The following is a 19,873-nucleotide window of genomic DNA, read 5'->3' as shown; positions in this document are numbered from 1 at the left end:
CCGCCCGTGAAGGGTGTCAAAGCGCCACCCGTGGCGTGGCGCCGGGTCGCGCCGTTCAGAGCGGCCGCCTCCGGGTGCGCCAGACCACGAACGCCAGCACCAGGACGGCCAGCGTCACCAGGACGGCCGCGCCGCGCCACTGCATCCCGGCCATCTGGTCGTAGTCGAAGTACTGGATCACGCGGTTGACGATGCCCAGCTTGGCCCGGCAGACACGGTCGGCCGCGCTGTCGGGGCTGACACAGGTGCCGAAGCCGTAGAGCTTGCCGTCGGCGGTGGCGACCCAGTCGTCGAAACGGGCGGCGTCGAACGGCAGGTTCGGACCGTCGCCGTCGTAGGGGGAGGTGACGCTGCGGACGGCGGCGAGGTGACCGCGGAGCCTCTCACCCCACACGACGGAGGTGGCCACGCCGACGAAGGCGGTGGCGGCCATGGCCGTTACCACCCGCTTGATCAGCATGCCCAGGGCGATGCCGCAGGAGGCCAGGAAGAGGGTCCGGGCGGCCGGCACCGGGCCGGTGGCCTCGAAGGCGCCGCCGGTGAGCCAGTCCCCGCTCACGGCCAGGCCGTGGACCGGCGTCCACACCCAGGTGAAGACGGCCGACAGCAGGGCGGAGCAGCCCACGGCGACGGCCAGCGGCAGGCCGAGCGTGGCGGCGAGCCAGCGGCTGCGGCTGACCGACTGGGTGGTGACCAGCTTGAGGGTGCCGTGTTCCTGCTCGCTCGCGATCAGGGGTGCGCCGAGGAAGACGCCGACGACCAGCGGCACGTACTGCAGGTACTCCATGTCGCGCGCGAAGTCCGCCCCGAAGCGGCTCTGGAACTCGGTCATCAGCTTCTCGTCGCCCCCCGGCGGGACGCCCTTGCCGTGCAGGAAGTCCATGACGCCGATGCGCTGGTAGACGAAGAGGGCGCAGCCGACGAGGGTGAGCAGCAGGGCGGCGCGCAGGAACGTGCGGTGCCGGCGCCAGACCACCCAGGGCAGTCCGCGCAGCGGGCCGCGGCCCGGGGCTGCCGTGGTGGGGGCGGGGGCGGTGGTGGTCGTCATGCCGCCACCTCCCCGGAGGCGTCGGGCCGCGCTTCGCCGGCGATCAGGTCCGGTGCGCCGGGTGACCGCAGATAGGCCAGGAGTACTTCTTCCATGCCGGGCACGAGGGCCTCCCAGCTGTCGGAGAGCGGGCCGCCGGGCCGGATCAGGGCGCTGAACTGCCGCCCGGTGACCCGCGATTCGACGACGGTGTGCCGCTGCCGCAGCTCCTCGGGGACCCCGTCGTCACCGGACGCCACCCCGGTCACGAGCAGGTGTGCGGGCACCAGCGCGTCGGTGGGCCCGGCCATCCGCAGCCGGCCCTCGGCGAGCAGCAGGAGGTAGTCACACATCTCCTCCATCTCGGAGACCAGGTGGGAGGACATCACCACGGTCGTGCCGTGCTCGGCGGCCTCGGCCATCATCAGGCCGGACAGTTCGTGTCGGGCCAGCGGGTCGAGGTCGGCCATCGGCTCGTCGAGCAGCAGCAGATCGGGCCGCTTGCCGAAGGCCAGGGCGAAGGCGACGCGGGTGCGCTGGCCGCCGGAGAGGGAGCCGATCCGGGCGGTGAGCGGCACGTTGCCGGACCGTACGACCCGCTCGGCCAGTGCCTGGTCCCAGCGCGGGTTCAGCTCCCGGCCGAGCCGCAGCATCTCGGCGACCGTGAAGCGGGGGTAGAGCGGCTTGTCCTGGGCGAGGAACGCCGTCCGTGCCATGACGGCCGGGTCGGTCACCGGGACGCCGAACAGCCGCAGCGTGCCCGTGGTCGGCGTCACCAGGCGGGTCGCGGTGCCGAGGAAGGTGCTCTTGCCGGCGCCGTTCGGACCGACGAGGGCGCAGATACGGCCGGCGGGAAGCCGGAAGGAGCAGTCCCGCAGTGCCCAGCCGCGGCGGTACTTCTTCCCCAGTCCTACCGCCTCGATGGCCCACGGGCTCGGGTCGTCGCTCACCCGGATTCCCCCTTTAGCTAGTTGATTAGTGGAATGAGTATGGGGAGCGGCCGCGATCACTGTCAAACAGCGTCCGGTGCCGCCGGGGCCGCGGCACCGGGCGGGCGGGCACCGCCCCGGCGGCTCAGCCGGCCGCCGCGTCCCCCAACGCCTTCGCCAGGCAGCGGCTGTCCTCGTACGTCCGGTACAGCCCGAACTTCTTCACCGGCAGATAGCCGCTGGAGGCGTACAGCGCCAGCGCCTCGGGCTGCTTGATGCCGGTCTCCAGCACCATCCGCGCCCGCCCCGCGGCCCGGGCGTCCGCCTCCAGGGCGGCCAGGATCCGCCGCGCCAGGCCCCGCCCGCGCGCCTCCGGCAGCACGAACATCCGCTTGATCTCGGCGTCCCCGACGGCGTACCCCTCGGCGGCGTCCTCCTGCACCCGCCAGCCGCCGGTGGCCAGCGGACGGTCACCCTCGTACGCGACCAGGAACGTCCCGCGCGGCGGCACGAACATCTCCGGGTCCAGCGGAGTCATGTCCCCGTCGCCGTAGCGGCGGACGTACTCCTGCTGCACCAGCGTGTCGAGCGTCCTGGCGTCGGGGTGGTCGTAGCGGACCGGGCGTATCTGGACGGGGCCGGTCCGGACGGGGCGGGTCTCCATGCGAGGAAGGGTACGGGGCCGGGCGGCGGTCCCCGCGAGCTGTGGGCGTCCACGCCGCCCGGCCCGAAGACGATCACCGCCCCGGTCTGGGTATCGTGCCCGGATGCTCACCGTGACCTCTGTGAATGTGAACGGGCTGCGCGCCGCGGCCAAGAAGGGCTTCGTCCCGTGGCTGGCGGAGACCGCGGCCGATGTGCTCTGCCTGCAGGAGGTACGGGCCGAGACCGCCCAGCTGCCGGACGAGGTCCGCGAGCCGGCTGGCTGGTTCACCGTGCACGCCCCCGCCGCCGCCAAGGGCCGCGCCGGCGTCTCCCTCTTCACCCGCCGCGAGCCGGACCGGGTCCGGACCGGCTTCGGCTCGTCCGAGTTCGACACCTCCGGCCGTTACGTCGAGGCGGACCTGCCCGGCGTGACCGTCGCCAGCCTCTACCTGCCCTCCGGCGAGGTCGGCACCGAGCGGCAGGACGAGAAGGAACGCTTCATGGCGGAGTTCCTGCCCTACCTCGTCGACCTGCGCGAGCGCGCCGCGGCCGACGGGCGTGAGGTCGTGGTCTGCGGCGACTGGAACATCGCCCACCAGGAGGCCGACCTCAAGAACTGGAAGGCCAACCAGAAGAAGTCCGGCTTCCTCCCCGAGGAACGGGCCTGGCTCACCGACGTCCTCACCGAGACCCGCGGCGGCTACGTCGATGTCGTCCGCGCCCTCCACCCCGACACCGAGGGCCCCTACTCCTGGTGGTCCTACCGCGGCCGCGCCTTCGACAACGACGCCGGCTGGCGCATCGACTACCACCTGGCCACGCCGGGGCTGGCCCAGCGCGCGGTGAAGGCGTACGTGGAGCGGGCGGCGGCGTACGACCAGCGGTGGAGCGACCATGCGCCGGTGACGGTGGTCTACGGGCAGTAGCCGGGGCGCGGGTCCGGGGGACGGTCCACGAAAACGGCCCTCTTCGCCATCGTGGTGAAGAGGGCCGTTCCACTGCGCTCACGGTGCGCTCCGGGGTCAGAACGCGTCGTTCTTGAGGGCCGCGATGAAGGCGGAGAAGGACGCGGTGGAAAGGGAGAGGGCCGGGCGCCGCGGCGCCTTGCTGTCACGGACGGGGACGACGCCCTGAGAGGTCACGAGGTTGGTGGCGACCTCGACGCACTGACCGCCGTTGCTGCTGTAGGAGGACTTGAACCAGCGAGGGGATTCGGTCGTCACTGGGAACCCTTTCGAAGCTGTTCGATCATGGCCACGGATGCCGCCTGCGACAGCGCTTCGGCCTGTAGCTGATGGTAGGCCGTCAGCAGAGGCTGCACGCACCTCAATTCGCGCTCCAGCCGCCCTTGCTGTGCGGACTCGGCGTAGGCGACATGGGATCGATCGGCGAGGGTCAACAGTGTTACCGGCAAATCGAACGCTCGGCGTTCGCCAAGATCGAACGGGGCCACTTGGAGGACCGTGGACGGCAGCTCGGCGAACGCGGCAAGTCGGTCCAACTGCGCCGTCATGACACCGGGGCTGCCTACCGGCCGCCGTATGCAGCTCTCGTCCAGCACCGCGTAGACCATCGGTGCAGGCGTGCGCTCCAGGGATGCCTGCCGCTCCGCGAGCAGAGACAACCGCTCCTCTGCCTGTTGTTCTGTGATGGCCCCTCGGCGGACGGCGCCGGTCGTGATGGCGGCAGCGTACTCCGGGGTCTGGAGCAGCCCAGGAATGATGCCCAACTCGAAGAGCCTGATCTCCGCCGCGCGTACCTCGTGCGCAACGAACTCCGGGAACCCCTCAAGTATCGCGCTGTTCCGTACCGCCCGACCCTGACGCTCCAACTGGTCACCCGTGCCGAACACCCTGTCAGCACTTGCAGTGAACCGAGGAGTTGGGGGACGACGGCCAGTTTCCACAGCGGAAATATGCGTTCCGGAGCATCCCATCCGTTCCGCGAGCTCATCCTGTGTCCAGCCGCGTTCATCCCGCAACCTGCGTAAACGCTGCCCGAAGCGTGCTCCGGGCGATGTGTTGGGGTCCAGTTCCTTGCGGTTCACCATCCAGGCGACCAACTCTCCGCTCAAACGGCGCAAGTTGAAGACACCCCGACTGTAGGCCACGCTGAGTCGCCCCGGTAGTGGAACCACTACAGAGAGGCATGGAGGGCGCCATGACCACCGCTGTCAGCCGGACCGCCCGGCTTACCCGCATCGTGAAGACCGTGCGGCGATGAGCGGCAACCGGTACCAGGAACGTCCTGTGTCGCTCGGCGAGCCGTACGCCGATCTCATCCCCGACCCTGTTCCCGGCTGTGCCGAGTGCAGCGCGCTGGACGAGGAGCGATACGAGGCCCGGAAGCGCCGGAAGTTCGCCGTTGCTGTTGTGGCAAGCCAGCGGATCAGAAACCACGGACGTGGTCACCATGCCTGAGCAGCACATGCGATGCCCTTTCGGATCGCACGAGCTCGCACAGATGTGCAGCCGGATGTTCCGCTGTGACGATCACGGTGTGACAGTCGTGATCCACGACACGGTGCACCTCGACCTCCCCGGCCGGCTGGGCCGGGTCGAGCACGAGTACGCGGAGGTCACGGAGCCCACATGGGGAGCCGGCCGACCCCGGCGATCCCAGCAGTGATCCCGTTTCACTCCAGCCAACCCCCGGTTACCTGTGGCCGGGCGTGCTCCTCACGGAGGGCCCCACATAATCCCCCTGGCCCCAGTCCCAGCGGGACGAAGAGGGGAGTGCGGAGGCCATCCGCGGTTCTGGCGCGGGAACTGCGGATGGCCGCATCACGGGAACCTTGAGCCCGTGCAAGTCCATGCAAGTCCGGTGCGCTACGAGGCGGGTTGAGGGCAAGCTCGTACAGATCGTCTACCGCGAACGAGGGAGGTCACCATGGCTCTGCACATGCTCGGCAAGGACCCAGAGTCGCCCGAGGGCAAGTCGCCGACCGTGTACTACGACGACCAGACCGACAACTACCTGGTACAGGGGTGGAAGGTCTTGGACGACGAGCGATTGTCCCAGCTCGACCTCCCGTCCCACGAGGCGGTTGTCGAGATCCCCAAGCGCATGATGCAGTTCTTCCCGGAGGTGAGCGGTGGTCGAGGAACCGACGTTTGAAGACCTGTTCCGACAGGCCAAGCACTCCGCCGTGCATCTGGAGATGCGGGATGGCTACATGCGATCCGACCCAAGCTTCATCTCCTGGCAGGACGATCCCGGCAGCCTCCTGTCCGAGTGGGATCCGAAGTCGCGCCCCTGGCTCGCCCTGATGCAGGAGATCACCGACCGCGGGGTGGAGGTTCGTCGCGCCCGAGTCTTCTCGGAGCCGATGAGTGACTACCTTCGCTTTGAGCACTGCCTCGCACCGGCCAACATTGCGGCCGGAGAACAGGTTCGGTGGCTCCCGCGCCGCAGGGCTTCGGATCTGGCTCTCCCCGGCAACGACTTCTGGCTCTTCGATGACAGCCTCGTCGTGTTCCTGCACTTCACCGGCGAAGGGGAACTCTCCCCCGAGGGCGATGAGGAGCGCATGACCGAGCCGTCAGTGGTGCGTCTGTGCTCCGCAGCCTTCGAGTCGGTTTGGCAACGTGCGGTGCCTCATGAGGAGTACAGGCCGGTCTGACCCCCGCTCACCCAAGGCTGAACGTCTGTGTCCTCGTCGTCGCCGCCTTCCAGTGTCCAGGAAGCCAGGGAAGCGCTCGGGAAGCGCCTCCGAGAGATCCGCAAAGACTCTGGCCTGACTGCTCGTGCCCTGGCAGCGGCGGCGGGGTGGCACGAATCGAAGAGTTCACGGCTTGAGAACGGCAGGACTCTCCCTTCCGATGAGGACATTCGGATCTGGACCCGCATCTGCCACGCTGAGGAAGAAGCCCCGGACCTCATTGCCACAGCCCGTGGCATCGACGGCATGTACGTCGAGTGGCGCCGCCTGGAAAGCGCGGGCCTGAAACGCGTCCAGGAGTCTGTACTGCCACTCTTCGAGCGAACCGGCTGGTTCCGCTTCTATCAGTCCCAGGTCGTTCCCGGCCTGCTCCAGACGCAGGACTACACCCGAGCCATCCTCAACACGGTCGTTGCGATGAGGCAGACGCCCGACGACGTCGAAGAGGCCGTTGCCGCACGCATGAACCGTCAACGCATTCTGCACAAGGGAGGGCGCCGCTTCGCCTTCCTGATCGAGGAATGGGTCCTTCGCTCCATCATCGGCACACACGCCACGATGGCGAATCAACTCGGGCACCTCATCGGGGTGACCGCCGCCCCCGCTCTGAGCCTTGGCGTGATCCCCATGGGCGTGGCGCGAGGCAACGCATGGCCTGCCGAATCCTTCTCCATGTACGACGATAAACAGGTATCCGCAGAGCTTGTGTCCGCCGGCCTCACCGTGATGCAACCACGCGAGATCGCCGAGTACGCGAAGACCTTCAGCGAGCTGGCAGGTATCGCCGTCTATGGAGCCTCGGCCAGAAAGCTGATCACGTCAGCAATTGACGCCCTCGGGTGAATGCATACAAGTCCGTAGAAGTTCGTTGAGTTGCGTTGGCCCGTAGCCGTTGACTGGAGTGAGACAACGCGCGAGGGAGAACTGCGGAGATGCTATGACGAACCGAAACCACTGACATCGAACTCCCGCCCCGGCGGCGGAAACCTGGACAGTCGAGCAGCCGGGGCGGGTGACCCCACCGCAGGAATCCTGCGGACGTTCGGGCCGTGCCTTCGACGGTACGGCGGCGCGGCCCCTCACGGAAGAGGAGGTTGATGGATGAGCGCGGTAGCGGTTGAGACGTTCGAGACGCGCGCCCCTGATGCGGAAGGCTGGCGCGGCGTCCCGTTCCGGCACCCTGCCGATATGGAGACGGACGGCGGAAAGCACGACGGCGGCCCGATGCCCCCGGAGGCGCCCCGCGAGCCCGCCCCGCAGCCCAGCGGCGGAGGCAAGTAAGCCGGCCTTCGGAGACTCCCGCCCTCGGGATGGCCGGGGGGAGGGGAAGGATGCACGCAGCCGGACGCCGGACGCCGGATGCCGGGCGGGCACCCCGTGAGCTTCCGCAACAACCGGTTCACGCAGGTGGGAGGACCAGCGAGGCCGTCACCACCACCGGTGTCACCCGTCCCGCCGCGCGCAGGGCGTCGGCGGCCAGCTCCACCAGCCAGACCGCGAGGTCCGGTGACCACTCCCGGGTGGTGCAGCCGAACCGGAACGCCTCGCGCATGCCCTCGGTGTGCACCCCGTGCGTGAGGTCGAGGTCCAGGCCGGGTGGGACGGGGGCCGGGGACATGCCGGGCGCCGCGGAGTGCGGACCGGCCAGGGTGACCTCGACCGCCCCCTGTGCCGTCTCCCGCACCGCCTCGCTCACCGCCTCGGCATCCTCCCCGGTCACCGCGCCCTTCCCGGGGTGGCAGGAGACCGTGACCACGACCTCGTGCCGGGCGTCCGGATCCGCCAGGGCGAACCAGGGCGCCAGCTCGGTCTGGTGGAAGGCCGTGTTGCGCCGGGCCGCGGGCAACGGCAGCAGGGCGTGCAGACCGGTGAAGGTCACGGTGCCCATGCGGGCCAGCGTTTCGGCCAGCACCAGGGTGATCGGCCGGACGGGCAGACCGAGGGGCGGTGGGTCGGTGCGCACTCCGGCCTGCAGCCAGGCCAGTTGGTGCACCCGGCCGTCCGGCGTCCAGTCGCCGCCGACCTCCTCGTGTGCCCACACGGTCGGCTCGTGACGGGCGGTGACCTGCCCGTTCTCGGTCAGCCAACTGGTCACGGTCTGCCAGCCGTAGGCACCGGCCCGTTCGATCACGAGGCTGCTGAGCACGTCCTCTTCGACGGAGGTTTCTTCGACCGAGCCGTCGTTCCCGTCCTTGTGCCCGTCCTCGTCCCCGTTCTCGTCCCGGTCCTCTTCCTCGTCCTCGTCGGGTTCTCCTCTGTACTGCTCGACGACGCGCTCGTACCACGGTGCGCGCCGGAGGATGCCGTGCAGGCCGATGATCACGGTAGGGGGAAACACAGGCAACTCCCGGAAAGACGGACGGCGCCGGAAGGCTATCTTCCAGCGCCGCCGTCAGCCGTTGCTCAGGTACCGCAGAACAGCGTCTGGGTGTCGGTGATCTTCTTGTGCGCGTCGTCGGGGTACCCGACGATGTCCACGTCGATGACGCTCCGGAACGAGTACTTCGCGACCAGGTTCGTGCACTTCCAGGCGGCCGACGCCCGCTTGCCGCTGCCGCCGCCGGAGTAGACGGTTTTGACGCCCTTGTTCAGGGTGTACCAGTGGCCGTTGTTCTTGACCTGGAGCCAGACGGTGACCTTGGCCTTCTTCGCCGGGCCGTTCAGCCGCTTCCACCAGCCGTGGGCGTTGATGGCGCCGCGCACCGTGTGCGAGAAGTGCACCCGGTCGCCCTCGGTCACGAAGGCACCGACGCCCCCGCCGGCCGCAAGGCCCGGGCCGTGGCCGTTGCTGTAGGTGCTCCTGGGCGGCTGCGTCGGTTCGCGGTCGTCGGCCTGGGCCGGGGCGGTGGCGGCGACGGCCAGCAGGCCGGCCAGCGCAGCGGATGCGGCCCCCGTACGGATGCGCACGTGGATTTCCCCCTCGATATGCGGTCGTGTCATACCTGACGCCGCACCCAACCACGCACGCGATCCACCGGCAATTGTCCTCCGGGACAGGGCGGGACAACGGCCGGCCCGCTCGGTGAGGTGACGAGATGTCAGCTCGGTTCCTGGCCCTGCTCCTTCAGCCACTGGTCCAGTTCGGCCTGGATGCGGCGGTCCATGGCCATGGAGAGTTCGGCCTCGACGACGCCCTTGGAGAGCGGGCGGAGGGCCTCGATGGTGCGGGCCAACTGCTCGACCTCCTGTGCGGTGGGCGGGTTCGCCGCCGTGGCGCGTTCGAGGATGTCGGCGAGGACGTGGGTGCGGATGAGGGTGGTGAAGACGTCGGCGAGGGCGTCGGCGTGGGCGCGCACCTTGCGGCCGGCCTCCAGGACGGCGGCCAGCGGGATGCCCTTGCCGACGAGCTCGGTGGAGGCGTCCAGGAGACGGCGGCTGATGTGCACGAACTCGTCGCCGTCGACGGCCAGATAGCCGATGTCGAGGGAGGCGGAGAGGTTCTCCGCGGTGATGTCCTCGCTGAAGTGGTCGGCGAGCTGCTCCGGGCGGAGGCGGACCGGGGTCTCCTCGGACCACGGGGGCAGCAACGGGTCCCGCAGGCCGAGGAGTTCGCCGACGTCGCGGCCGGACTCGAAGGCGGCGAGGAGCTCGGCTATCCCGCCGAGGGTGTGACCGCGCTCCAGGAGGGCGCCGATGGTGCGCAGGCGGGCGAGGTGGTGTTCGTTGTACCAGGCGATCCGGCCCTCGCGGCGGGGTGGCGGGATGAGCTTGCGTTCGCGGTAGAAGCGCAGCGTGCGGACCGTGATGCCGGCCTCCTCGGCCAGCTCGGTCATGCGGAATTCGCGCGCGGGGCGGTGGTCGTCCCCGGGCTCCGCGCGCTCGTCCTTCGGCTTCTCGTTCGCTGCCACGGGGGTCAGCCTATGCCGGGAATGTGACGGCGGTCCGGGGTGCAACTGCCGGTAACTTCCTGCCGCCCGACCCCTACCGCTCGGTACGTGGCTGCCCTACGCTCCCCCTGTGCCCAATCGTGCCAGTGATTGCTGGCGCGATTGACGGGCGGTGTGCGGAACGCCCCGTGGCCGCGGTATGTGTGGCCGCGGGCGGGCAGGAAGAGCGTCGGACTCGGGAGGCGGCGGATGGCCGGGCGCGAAGAGCAACACGTGCGGGTGGCGGTGATCGGATCGGGATTCGGTGGTCTGGGGGCGGCGGTACGGCTGCGCCGTCAGGGGATCACCGACTTCGTGGTCCTGGAGCGGGCCGACTCGGTGGGCGGAACCTGGCGGGACAACAGCTATCCGGGGTGCGCGTGCGACGTGCCCTCGCATCTGTACTCGTTCTCCTTCGCGCCCAATCCGGAATGGCCGCGGAATTTCTCCGGACAGCCCCATATCCGGGCGTACCTGGAGCGGGTGACCGACATCTTCGGGCTGCGGCCGCATATCCGCTTCCGCTCCGAGGTACGGCACCTGCGGTGGAACGGGGACGCGCTGCACTGGGAGATCGAGACGGCGAACGGCGGGCTCACCGCCGATGTGGTGGTGTCGGCCACCGGCCCGCTGTCCGATCCCAAGGTCCCGGACATTCCGGGGCTGGACTCCTTTCCGGGGAAGGTCTTCCACTCCGCGCGCTGGGACCATGAATACGAGCTGCGCGGCAAGCGCGTCGCGATGATCGGCACCGGTGCCTCGGCGATCCAGATCGTGCCCGCCATCCAGCCGGAGGTCGAGCGGCTGACGCTCTTCCAGCGCACCGCGCCGTGGGTGCTGCCGCGCGCCGACCGCCGGATCAGCGCCGTCGAGAAATGGCTGCACACCAAGGTCCCGGCCACCCGGGCCGCCCGCCGCCAACTGCTCTGGGGCATCCGGGAGTTGCAGGTCAGTGCGTTCACCAAGCGCCCCGACCAGCTGGGCCTGATCGAGTTCCTGGCCGGGAACCACATGAAGAAGGCGATCAAGGACCCGGCGCTGCGGGCCGCGCTGACGCCCGACTACCGCATCGGCTGCAAGCGGATCCTGCTCTCCAACACGTACTATCCGGCGCTCGCCCGGCCCAATGTGGACCTGGTGACCTCCGGGCTCCAGGAAGTGCGCGGAAACACCCTCATCGGCGCCGACGGAAGCGAGGTCGAGGCCGACGCCATCGTCTTCGGGACCGGATTCCATGTGACGGACATGCCCATCGCCCAGCGGGTGACCGGCGCCAAGGGCACCACGCTCGCCGAGGAATGGAAGGACGGAATGGCCTCGCTGCGCGGCGCCAGCGCGGCCGGATTCCCGAATTTCCTCACCCTCATCGGGCCCAACACCGGACTCGGGAACAGCTCGATGATCCTGATGATCGAGGCCCAGCTGAATTACCTGGCCGACTACCTCCGGCAGCTGGACCTGCTCGGCGGGAAGACCGCGCTGAGCGCCCGCCCGGAGGCCGTGGAGGACTGGAACCGCATGGTTCAGGAGAGGATGAAGCGCACCGTGTGGAACACCGGCGGCTGCGACAGCTGGTACCTCGACGCGAACGGGCGGAACACCACCGCCTGGCCCGGGACCACCGGCGAGTTCAAGCGGCTGACCCGTCAGGTCGACCTCGCCGAGTACGAGGTGCTGCGCCCGAAGACCGGCACCGCGGCCGGGCCCGTGGGCACCTCCGCCGACGCCCGGGCGGAGGTGGCCGCATGAGCCGCCGGCCCGGCCACGTCACCAGCGGCCCCTACGCGCCGCCGGTCCCGCGCACCACCACCGAGGTCACCTCGGCCGACGGCGCCCGCATCTATACCGAGACCCACGGCCCCGAGGGTGCCCCCGCCGTGGTGCTGGCCCACGGCTGGACCTGTTCCACCGCCTTCTGGGCTCCGGTCGTCCGCGACCTGGCCGCCGACCACAAGGTCGTCGTCTACGACCAGCGGGGCCACGGCCGCAGCCCGGCCACCGGCCCGGCGGGCTACGGCACGACGGCGCTCGCCGACGACCTGGTGGCCGTACTGGAGGCGACCCTCGGCCCGGACGAACGCGCCGTGGTCGGCGGCCACTCCATGGGCGGCATGACGATCATGGCCGCCGCCGAGCGCCCGGAACTGCGCGCCCGGGCCGCCGCCGCCATGCTGTGCAGTACGGGCTGCGCCGGACTGCCCGCCGCGTCACAGGTGTTCCCGTTCCGCAGCGAGGGCGCCCGGCGTCTGGCACACCGGCTGCTGCTGGGCTCCCGGTCCCCGCTCGGCCCGGTCTCGCCCCTCACCCGGCGCGCGCTGAAGTACGCCACCATGGGCCCCGACGCCACCCCCGAGCAGGTCGAGGCGTGCGCCCGCATCGTGCACGCCTGCCCGACGGCCGTACGGGCCCGCTGGGGCAACGTGCTGTCCGTCCTCGAACTGACCGGTGGCGTCAGCCGGCTGGAGGTGCCGACGGTGGTGCTCGCGGGGTCCGCCGACCGTCTGACCCCGCCGGTGCAGTCCCGCCGGCTGGCCTCCGTGCTCCCGGACTTCCAGGGGCTGACGGAGCTGCCGGGGAAGGGCCACATGACGCCCATCGAGGACCCCGGCGCGGTCGCCGGCCTGCTGCGGGAACTCGTCCGGGACCACCTCCGGCCCACCGCCGACCGGCCCGCGACGGCACCCGCCGGCGCCGCCGTGCCCGCCCAGCAGACCGCACAGAAGGCAGCCCAGAACGCCGCGCAGGAGACCGGGCAGGCAGCCGGGGAGACCGCGCAGGAGAAGGAGAAGACCACATGAGCGGGAACAGGAGCCTGGACGGGCAGGTCGTCGTCGTGACCGGCGCGGCGCGCGGGGTCGGTGCGCTGCTGGCCCGCAAGCTGTCGGCGCGCGGCGCCACGCTGGCGCTGGTCGGGCTGGAACCGGACGAGCTGGCGAAGGTGGCCGCGGGCCTGCACGGCCCGGCGCACCACTGGCACGCCGATGTCACCGACCACGAGGCGATGGCCCGGGTCGCGGCCGGGGTCAAGGAACGCTTCGGCAAGGTCGACGTGGTCGTCGCCAACGCCGGGGTGGCGACCGGCGGCCCGTTCGTCGACTCCGACCCGGTCTCCTGGAAGCGGGTCATCGAGGTCAACCTCATAGGCGGTGCGGTCACCGGCCGGGCCTTCCTGCCCGTGCTGATGGAGTCCCGCGGCTACTTCCTGCAGATCGCCTCGCTCGCCGCGATCACTCCGGCGCCGATGATGACCGCGTACTGCGCCTCCAAGTCCGGCGTCGAGGCGTTCGCGCACAGCCTGCGCGCCGAGGTCGGCCACAAGGGTGTACGGGTCGGGGTCGGCTATCTGAGCTGGACCGACACCGACATGGTGCGCGGCGCCGACCAGAACGACATCATGCGCGAACTGCGCGCCCGGATGCCCTGGCCAACGAACAAGACCTATCCGCTGGGGCCGGCGGTGGACCGGATCGTGGCGGGCGTCGAACGCCGCTCCGCGCACGTCTACGGGCAGTGGTGGCTGCGCGGGATGCAGTCGCTGCGCGGGTACCTGCCGTCGGTCATCGGGGCGGCGGGCCAGCGGGAGATGCGGCGGTTCGCCGACCGGCTGGACGGTATGCGGGTCGGCCTGGTCGGCGCGGGCGGCGAGGCCGACGAGAAGGCCCGCGCCGGCCGCTGACCGACCCGCTCCCTTCCTGGCGTTTGTGACGCCGGGTAGTCGAACGTGATCGAAATGCGAGCAATGTCCGGGCGTGTCACTCTTGTCCGGGGCCCTTCCCCTACGCCCCACTAGGAGTGAACAGCATGGGCATCAAGGACCAGTTCCAGGACAAGGCCAACGAGCTCAAGGACCAGGCCCAGAAGGCCATGGGCAGCGCTCGCGACGAGGCGGACGAGCGCGGCCGGCAGGGCCAGGACCGGGCCCGTCAGCGCGGCCAGCAGGGTCGTGAGCGCGGTCAGCAGGAGCGCGGCCAGCAGGGCCGTCGTCCTGCCCCCGACCCGATGGACGAGCTGCACGACGAGCGGGACCGCTTCCAGAGCTGATCCGCAGTCCTGAAGGTCACGCGTGGCGGCGTACGCGCCATGCGTGCGGGGCGCACCCGGTCGACCGGGTGCGCCCCAACTGCATTCCCCGTTGTTCCCCCGTGGTTCGCCCGTGGCCCCGTTGTCCCCCTGTTCCCCGTGGTTCCCTACAGGGTCAGTTGACGACCTTGAGCCTCGTCGGCCAGCCGTAGTGCGCGGCCTTGGCGAAGAGGTTCTTGATGTGCGCCGGGGTCAGCTTGATGCAGCCCAGCGAGTAGTAGTCGCTGTCGCCGTCCCAGCGGTAGGGGCTGTCGTGGCCGGGCTTCCGGGGGCCCTGGGTGCCATTGACGTTCATCTCGCTGTGCACGAACAGCTCGGTGCGCTTGGTCCGGTGGTTCTTGCACACCTTGTCCTGCACCTGGATCGCGTAGCCGTTGATGCCGCTGCGGCCGCCGTTGTGGCGCTTGGTGTGGTTCAGCACCCGGTAGGTGCCGGTGGGCAGCCAGCCCTGCATGCTGGCGCACTCGTTCGTGCCGTTGCGGCCGCCGTTGCCGGAGCCCGCGCGGTACTTGGCGAGCACCTGGTCCTTGGCGTTCGGGATGCTCTTCATCAGGAAGAGCTTGGACTTGCTCGGGTTGCTCCAGTTCTTGTTGAAGTACAGGTACGTACCGCCGGCCGCAGCCGAGACGGCCTTCCCGGGCGCCGGGTGGGCGGCCAGCGCGGGGGCGGCCTCGGTGGCCGCGAGGCCGCCGGTGAGGGCGACTGCGGCTGCGAGCGGAACGATCCGGTGACGGATGCGCATCGGTCATCTCCCGTTGGGTGAGCGGTAGTCGGTGGCTGTTGCGGTGTGCCCGGCCGGGGCAGGACACGACCTTGCTGGGTCGGCCGGTGTCCGGCAAGGCCCTTCGGTCATCCCGGACAGGCCGCGCGCTGTCCGGGCAGGTCGGACGGGGGTGCGGGGCTTGTCCGGACGGGTGAGGGACGCTGTCCGGGATGACCGGAGGGGGTGTTGTGGCCGTGGCCGGGCGGCGGTTCAATGACCGGCATGACACGCACGGGGGGAACCGGCGGTGCGGGGCCCGCGGCGGCCCACGACCCCGCTGCGCTCGTCGCACTGATGCAACGCCTCAAGGACGACAGCGGCCTGACCTACCGTCAGCTGGAGCAGCGGGCGGCGGAGCGCGGCGAGGTGCTCGCCCGCAGCACCCTCGCGGACGTGCTGGGCCGGAAGTCCCTGCCGCGGGCCGAGGTGCTCGGCGCGTTCCTGCGGGCGTGCGGCCGCCCGGAGGACGAGGTCGGGGAGTGGCTCGCGGCCCGGCGGCGCATCGAGGAGGGCACGGCGGCCCCGCCCGCTCGCACCGACCCTCCGCCCGTGGGCCGGCGGCGGCTGCTGACCGGCGCCGCACTGCTGGGCGTCGTAGTGCTCGCCGTCGGCGTTCCGCTGCTGGCCGGGGACGGCGGCGCGGAGCACGGCACCCCGCTGCCCACCGGTGAGGTGCGGATCCGTCCGCTGGGGGCGCCCGGACTGTGCCTGACGGACGGGCGGGTGCTGCGGGCGCACGCGTACCGCACGGTCGCGGTGGTGCGGCCCTGCGCGCAGGCGGTGCCCCCGCACACCCGGCTGACGGCGGCCGGCGACGGCCGCCACCTCGTCCAGTGGTCACACCCGGACGAGGGCACCGGCTGCCTGGTCCTGCTGCGCGCACCGGGCCTGGCCGGGCTGCTGGAGCCGCAGAACGACTGCAGTGCGGGCGGGCCCGCACAGCGGTTCCGGATCGAGCCGGTCGACGGGCCGACCGACGGCGGGCGGCCCGCGTACCGGCTGCGGTTGACCGACGGCGACCGGTGCGTCGGCCTCAGCGGCCGGACAGCGGGTGCCACGGCCGTTGGCGTCCCCTGCCGCACCGGCGCGGACGACCAGACCTTCGTGATCGTCCCGGGGTGACGCGGGCGCCGCACCGCGCCGACCCGGCGTGACGGGACGCGCGGCAACGCAACCGGCCGGAGAGGCCGGCCTCGCGCCGCCCGCTCAGGCCCCCGCCGCCTCCTCGGCGTCGCCGCCCGCCTCCCGCGACGGCAGGGCCGGACGCCGCCGGTCCGGTACGTCCGAGAGGTCCGGAGGCGTCGCCGCCGGATGCCGCTCCAGCAGCTCCAGTGCGGTCCGCACCGCCACGCCCAGCGTCGGATGCCGGCCCTCGGCCCAGTGCAGCGGCGAGCGCAGCGCCTCGATGTCCACCTCGACGCCGTGGTTCTCCACGCCCCAGCCGTAGAGCCGGAACCACGCCGCGTTCATCGGCACGGTGATCGTGGTGCCGTCACCCAACCGGTGCCGGCCGGTCATCCCGACCACCCCGCCCCAGGTGCGCATGCCCACCACCGGGCCGATGCCCTGCAGCTTGAAGGCCGCGGTGATCATGTCGCCGTCGGACGAGGTCATCTCGTCGGCGACCGCCACGACCGGACCGCGCGGGGCGTTGCTGGTGTACGACACCGGCTCGGCGTCCCGGGTCAGGTCCCAGCCCATGATGGTGCGGGTCAGCTTCTCGATGACCAGCTCCGAGATGTTGCCGCCGGCGTTGCCCCGTACGTCCACGATCAGCGCGGGCATCGACATCTCCATCCGCACATCCCGGTTGAACTGCGCCCAGCCGGAGCCGCCCATGTCGGGGATGTGCAGATAGCCGCACCGGCCGCCGCTCAGCTCCCGCACCACCGCGCGGCGTTTGGCGACCCAGTCCTGGTAGCGCAGCGGCCGTTCGTCGACCAGCGGCACCACGGCGACCCGGCGGGCGTGCCCGTTGCCCTCGGCCGGGCAGAAGGTCAGCTCGACGGTGGTGCCGCCGGCCGCGGCCAGCAGCGGGCCCGGTCCGGCGACCGGGTCCACCGGCCGCCCGTCGACCTGGGTGAGCGCCGCTCCCTCCCGGATGCCCGTACCGGCCAGCGGGGAGCGTGCCTTGGGGTCGGAGGACTCGCCGGGCAGGATCCGCTGCACCACCCACCGCCCGTCCCGGCAGACGAAGTTGGCGCCGAGCAGGCCGATCGCGCGCTGGTAGTGCGGCGGCCCCTCGTTGCGCCGGGCGCCGGTGACGTACGCGTGCGAGGTGCCCAGCTCGCCCAGCACCTCACGCAGCAGATCGGCGAACTCGTCCGGCGAGGCGACCCGTTCGACCAGCGGCCGGTACTGCGCGAGCACCGCGTCCCAGTCGATGCCGCACATCCGCGGCTCCCAGAAGTACGCCCGGATGATCCGGCCCGCCTCCTCGTACGCCTGCCGCCACTCCGCGCCCGGATCGACGTCGTGCAGGATGCGCCGCAGGTCCAGATAGACCATCGAATCGCTGTCCGCCGGCTCGGTCGCCGGGACCGCCCGCAGCTCGCCGTCGTCGTTGACGACCAGCCGGGTGCCGTCGCCGCTGAGCGCGAACTCGTCGATCGCGCTGGTCAGTTCGGTGCGCCGGGCCTTGGTCAGGTCGAAGTGCTCCAGGGTGGGTTTGCCGGAGGTGTTGTCCGGGCTGGCGAAGGTCTCACCCAGCGCGCCGGAGATCGGCCAGCGCAGCCAGACCAGCCCGCCGCCGCTGACCGGCTCCAGGGAGGAGTACTTGGACGCCGCGACCGGGAACGGCGTGACGCGGTTCTCCAGCCCCTCGACCTCCACGATGACCGTGCCCTCGCCGGTCGTCGGCGGGTTCTCGTCCGGGTCCAGCCCGCCCGCCGCGGGCCGCCCCTCCGGCGACAGCGCGAACGGCGACGGCGTCGCCGACGACAGCGGCACCAGGTGCGGACGGCACCCCAGCGGGAACGACAGGTCCCCGGTGTGCACGTCGTAGACCGGGTCGAAGCCGCGCCAGGACAGGAACGCCAGATAGCGGCCGTCGCGGGTGAACACCGGCTGCTCGTCCTCGAAACGGCCGTTGGTGACGTCCACGACGAGCCGGTCGGAGAGCCGCGCCATCTTGATCATCCGCAGCGAACGGCCGATGCCGGGGTGCGACCAGGTCAGCCAGCGCGAGTCGGGGGAGAAGGCCAGGTCGCGGACCGGGCCGTTGGTGGACCGGATCAGCTCGGTGACCCCGCCCGGACCGGCGGCCTCCTCCTCCGCCGAGCGGTCCTCCTCGGTCGTCTCCTCGTCCGGCCGGGTCACGTCCACCAGCAGCAGCCGGCCGTCGTGGGAGGCCACCGCCAGCCGCTCACCGTCCGGCGACGAGGTCATCTCATGGACCCGGCCCAGCTCACCGGCGGCCAGCCGGCGCGGCCGCCCAGGATCACTGGCCCGCGGCAGATTGGCGATCTCGACGGCGTCCGGGCCCTCGGCGTCGGTGACGTAGGCGATCCGGCCGCTGGAGCCCAGCATCTCGGGCAGCCGGACGCGGACCCCCGGGGTGTCGTGGATCGCCCGGGCCGGGCCGTCGCGGTGGGTGAGCCAGTACAGGCTGCCGCGGACCCCGATCGCGCTGGCCCGCCCCGTGGCGTCCACCGCGAGCGAGGTGACGTGCGAGGCGGCCGGGACCTGGTAGCCGCGCCGGCCGGCCCGCGGCCCGCCCAGCCGCACCGCCAGCTTCCGCGGTACCGCCTCCGGACTCAGATCCTCGACCAGCCAGAGGTCGCCCGCGCACTGGTAGACGATCCGCTCCCCGTCGGTCGAGGCATGCCGGGCGTAGAAATCCGCATGATCGCTGTGCCGCCGCAGATCGGTCCCGTCCGCCAGACACGAGTAGACGTTCCCGACCCCCTCATGATCCGACAGGAACGCGATCCGCCCGCCCACGAACATCACCGAGTCCAGATGCCCGTACAGATCCGGCAGCAGCCGGGTCCCGTGCAGCCACATCCGGCCCATCGCCCCGCCCCGGTAGCGCTTCCAGGAGGCGGGCTCGTGCGGCGGCTTGCCGGTGAGCAGCAGCGTGCGCCGCTCACCTTCCACATCGGCGACCGCGATGTCGGACACCGGCCCCCACGGCAGCTTGCCGCCCGGGCTGCCGTCGGTCGGCAGGCTGTAGGCCCACGAGTAGTACGAGAACGGCTGCCCGTGCGAGGAGACCGCGAGGACGTGCGCCTGCCCCTCATGATCTGGCGGCGTCCACCCGCACACCCGCGCATCGGTACTGCCCCAGTACGTCAGCCGCCGCGCCGGACCGCCCTCCACCGGCGCGAGATGCACCTCCGGGTCGAGGCTCCGCCACGTCGTGAACGCGATGTGCTGCCCGTCCGGCGAGAACCGCGGATGCCCGACCCGCGTCCGGTCCACGGTCAGCCGCCACGCCCGCCCCGGCTCCTCCCCCTCCGCCGCGATCGGGGCCACCCACACATCGTCCTCGGCGGCGAAGCAGAGCAGATCCCCGTGCAGATGCGGAAACCGCAGATACGCCCCGGGCGGCGCCCCCGGCCCGGCCGACGCCCCCGGGCCGGCCGGCATCCTGCGCAGCCGCCCCTCCGTCTCGACGACATCCGTCCCCTGGCGAGGCCCGACGGCCTCGGGTGCATCGCTCACGCCCCCATGGTTTCGGGCGGGGGAGTGGGTGGCAACTCGGATGGGGGTACGGGTGGGGATCGGGGGCGGGGGGCAACTCGGCCGCAGCCGCACGCACGGGCGCGGGTTTCGGGCTGGGGTAGGCGTACGAGTACGCGTACGGGCCGGAGGGTGGCTGTACGAGTACGAGTACGGGCCGAGGGTGACGACTGGAGCCGCGAGCGCGGAACGAGCAGGTTCCCTGCCCACCACCCCCGC

22 protein-coding genes are annotated in these 19,873 nt (G+C 71.2%); 12 read left to right on the top strand and 10 right to left on the bottom strand.

Annotation, left to right across the window (positions count from 1 at the left end):
* Nucleotides 1-55 precede the first annotated feature (55 nt).
* From IG62_RS0121395 to IG62_RS0121385, 3 genes are all read right to left on the bottom strand, one after another.
* Entirely contained in the window at nt 56-1,048 is a 993-nt protein-coding gene (locus IG62_RS0121395) for an ABC transporter permease subunit (protein ID WP_030805487.1), read from the bottom strand.
* Nucleotides 1,045-1,977 (bottom strand): ABC transporter ATP-binding protein, encoded by a 933-nt coding sequence (locus IG62_RS0121390; protein WP_234326658.1) that lies wholly within the window; start codon nt 1,975-1,977, stop codon nt 1,045-1,047. Before IG62_RS0121390 ends, IG62_RS0121395 begins: the two co-directional genes overlap by 4 nt.
* A gap of 124 nt (nt 1,978-2,101) precedes the next feature.
* Nucleotides 2,102-2,620: a GNAT family N-acetyltransferase gene (locus IG62_RS0121385; protein ID WP_030805481.1), complete on the bottom strand. Its 519-nt coding sequence runs from the start codon at nt 2,618-2,620 to the stop codon at nt 2,102-2,104.
* 103 nt (nt 2,621-2,723) lie between these two features.
* Between IG62_RS0121385 and IG62_RS0121380 the strand changes: the two genes are divergently transcribed.
* On the top strand, nt 2,724-3,527 hold the full coding sequence (locus tag IG62_RS0121380) for an exodeoxyribonuclease III (RefSeq protein ID WP_030805478.1): 804 nt from the start codon (nt 2,724-2,726) through the stop codon (nt 3,525-3,527).
* A 96-nt stretch (nt 3,528-3,623) separates the two neighbouring features.
* Here IG62_RS0121380 and IG62_RS0121375 read toward each other — a convergent pair whose 3' ends face one another.
* The gene (locus IG62_RS0121375) at nt 3,624-3,824 is read right to left on the bottom strand and encodes a DUF397 domain-containing protein (RefSeq protein ID WP_030805475.1); all 201 of its coding nucleotides are present in this window, start codon (nt 3,822-3,824) and stop codon (nt 3,624-3,626) included.
* Nucleotides 3,821-4,651 (bottom strand): helix-turn-helix domain-containing protein, encoded by an 831-nt coding sequence (locus IG62_RS0121370; RefSeq protein ID WP_030805473.1) that lies wholly within the window; start codon nt 4,649-4,651, stop codon nt 3,821-3,823. The genes IG62_RS0121375 and IG62_RS0121370 overlap by 4 nt, the downstream gene beginning before the upstream one ends.
* A 169-nt stretch (nt 4,652-4,820) precedes the next feature.
* On the opposite strand from IG62_RS0121370, the gene IG62_RS47315 reads away from it, so the two are divergent.
* From IG62_RS47315 to IG62_RS0121345, 6 genes are all read left to right on the top strand, one after another.
* Nucleotides 4,821-5,021, top strand: coding sequence for a hypothetical protein (locus IG62_RS47315; protein ID WP_158795070.1), 201 nt, complete (start codon nt 4,821-4,823; stop codon nt 5,019-5,021).
* Nucleotides 5,022-5,100: 79 nt separating this feature from the next.
* Nucleotides 5,101-5,229, top strand: coding sequence for a hypothetical protein (locus IG62_RS49590; protein WP_267887893.1), 129 nt, complete (start codon nt 5,101-5,103; stop codon nt 5,227-5,229).
* 261 nt (nt 5,230-5,490) lie between these two features.
* Nucleotides 5,491-5,718: a hypothetical protein gene (locus tag IG62_RS0121360; protein WP_030805467.1), complete on the top strand. Its 228-nt coding sequence runs from the start codon at nt 5,491-5,493 to the stop codon at nt 5,716-5,718.
* Complete coding sequence (locus IG62_RS0121355) at nt 5,696-6,223, top strand: DUF6879 family protein (RefSeq protein WP_030805464.1); 528 nt, start codon at nt 5,696-5,698, stop codon at nt 6,221-6,223. The genes IG62_RS0121360 and IG62_RS0121355 overlap by 23 nt, the downstream gene beginning before the upstream one ends.
* 27 nt (nt 6,224-6,250) lie before the next feature.
* Nucleotides 6,251-7,105 (top strand): helix-turn-helix domain-containing protein, encoded by an 855-nt coding sequence (locus IG62_RS0121350; RefSeq protein ID WP_037838882.1) that lies wholly within the window; start codon nt 6,251-6,253, stop codon nt 7,103-7,105.
* A gap of 258 nt (nt 7,106-7,363) precedes the next feature.
* Complete coding sequence (locus IG62_RS0121345) at nt 7,364-7,543, top strand: hypothetical protein (RefSeq protein ID WP_030805460.1); 180 nt, start codon at nt 7,364-7,366, stop codon at nt 7,541-7,543.
* A 118-nt stretch (nt 7,544-7,661) separates the two neighbouring features.
* On the opposite strand, the gene IG62_RS0121340 is transcribed toward IG62_RS0121345, so the two are convergent.
* The 3 genes from IG62_RS0121340 to IG62_RS0121330 form a co-directional block, all read right to left on the bottom strand.
* Nucleotides 7,662-8,600, bottom strand: a complete 939-nt coding sequence (locus IG62_RS0121340; protein ID WP_158795069.1) for a hypothetical protein — start codon at nt 8,598-8,600, stop codon at nt 7,662-7,664.
* A 65-nt stretch (nt 8,601-8,665) separates the two neighbouring features.
* Complete coding sequence (locus IG62_RS43315; RefSeq protein ID WP_158795068.1) at nt 8,666-9,202, bottom strand: hypothetical protein; 537 nt, start codon at nt 9,200-9,202, stop codon at nt 8,666-8,668.
* Nucleotides 9,203-9,300: 98 nt separating this feature from the next.
* Nucleotides 9,301-10,035 (bottom strand): MerR family transcriptional regulator, encoded by a 735-nt coding sequence (locus tag IG62_RS0121330; RefSeq protein ID WP_030805450.1) that lies wholly within the window; start codon nt 10,033-10,035, stop codon nt 9,301-9,303.
* Nucleotides 10,036-10,338: 303 nt separating this feature from the next.
* On the opposite strand from IG62_RS0121330, the gene IG62_RS0121325 reads away from it, so the two are divergent.
* From IG62_RS0121325 to IG62_RS0121310, 4 genes are all read left to right on the top strand, one after another.
* Nucleotides 10,339-11,877, top strand: coding sequence for a flavin-containing monooxygenase (locus IG62_RS0121325; RefSeq protein WP_030805447.1), 1,539 nt, complete (start codon nt 10,339-10,341; stop codon nt 11,875-11,877).
* A complete protein-coding gene (locus tag IG62_RS0121320; RefSeq protein WP_030805444.1) occupies nt 11,874-12,926 on the top strand; it encodes an alpha/beta fold hydrolase in 1,053 nt (350 codons plus the stop codon). Before IG62_RS0121325 ends, IG62_RS0121320 begins: the two co-directional genes overlap by 4 nt.
* Nucleotides 12,923-13,804 (top strand): SDR family oxidoreductase, encoded by an 882-nt coding sequence (locus tag IG62_RS0121315; protein ID WP_030805441.1) that lies wholly within the window; start codon nt 12,923-12,925, stop codon nt 13,802-13,804. Before IG62_RS0121320 ends, IG62_RS0121315 begins: the two co-directional genes overlap by 4 nt.
* Before the next feature lie 125 nt (nt 13,805-13,929).
* On the top strand, nt 13,930-14,169 hold the full coding sequence (locus IG62_RS0121310; protein ID WP_030413406.1) for a hypothetical protein: 240 nt from the start codon (nt 13,930-13,932) through the stop codon (nt 14,167-14,169).
* Between the two features lie 154 nt (nt 14,170-14,323).
* On the opposite strand, the gene IG62_RS0121305 is transcribed toward IG62_RS0121310, so the two are convergent.
* Nucleotides 14,324-14,950: a L,D-transpeptidase gene (locus tag IG62_RS0121305; RefSeq protein ID WP_030805434.1), complete on the bottom strand. Its 627-nt coding sequence runs from the start codon at nt 14,948-14,950 to the stop codon at nt 14,324-14,326.
* 243 nt (nt 14,951-15,193) lie between these two features.
* Here IG62_RS0121305 and IG62_RS0121300 point away from each other — a divergent pair, with 243 nt between their 5' ends.
* Nucleotides 15,194-16,093: a helix-turn-helix domain-containing protein gene (locus IG62_RS0121300; RefSeq protein ID WP_037838917.1), complete on the top strand. Its 900-nt coding sequence runs from the start codon at nt 15,194-15,196 to the stop codon at nt 16,091-16,093.
* A gap of 84 nt (nt 16,094-16,177) precedes the next feature.
* Here the strand turns inward: IG62_RS0121300 and IG62_RS0121295 are convergent, their stop codons facing one another.
* The gene (locus IG62_RS0121295) at nt 16,178-19,561 is read right to left on the bottom strand and encodes a S41 family peptidase (protein ID WP_051798382.1); all 3,384 of its coding nucleotides are present in this window, start codon (nt 19,559-19,561) and stop codon (nt 16,178-16,180) included.
* Nucleotides 19,562-19,873 lie beyond the last annotated feature (312 nt).

This window comes from Streptomyces sp. NRRL S-337 (assembly GCF_000720175.1).
Classification (GTDB): domain Bacteria; phylum Actinomycetota; class Actinomycetes; order Streptomycetales; family Streptomycetaceae; genus Streptomyces; species Streptomyces siderophoricus.
Note: the sequence above shows the minus strand (reverse complement) of the source record. Positions and strands in the feature narration are given on the sequence as shown.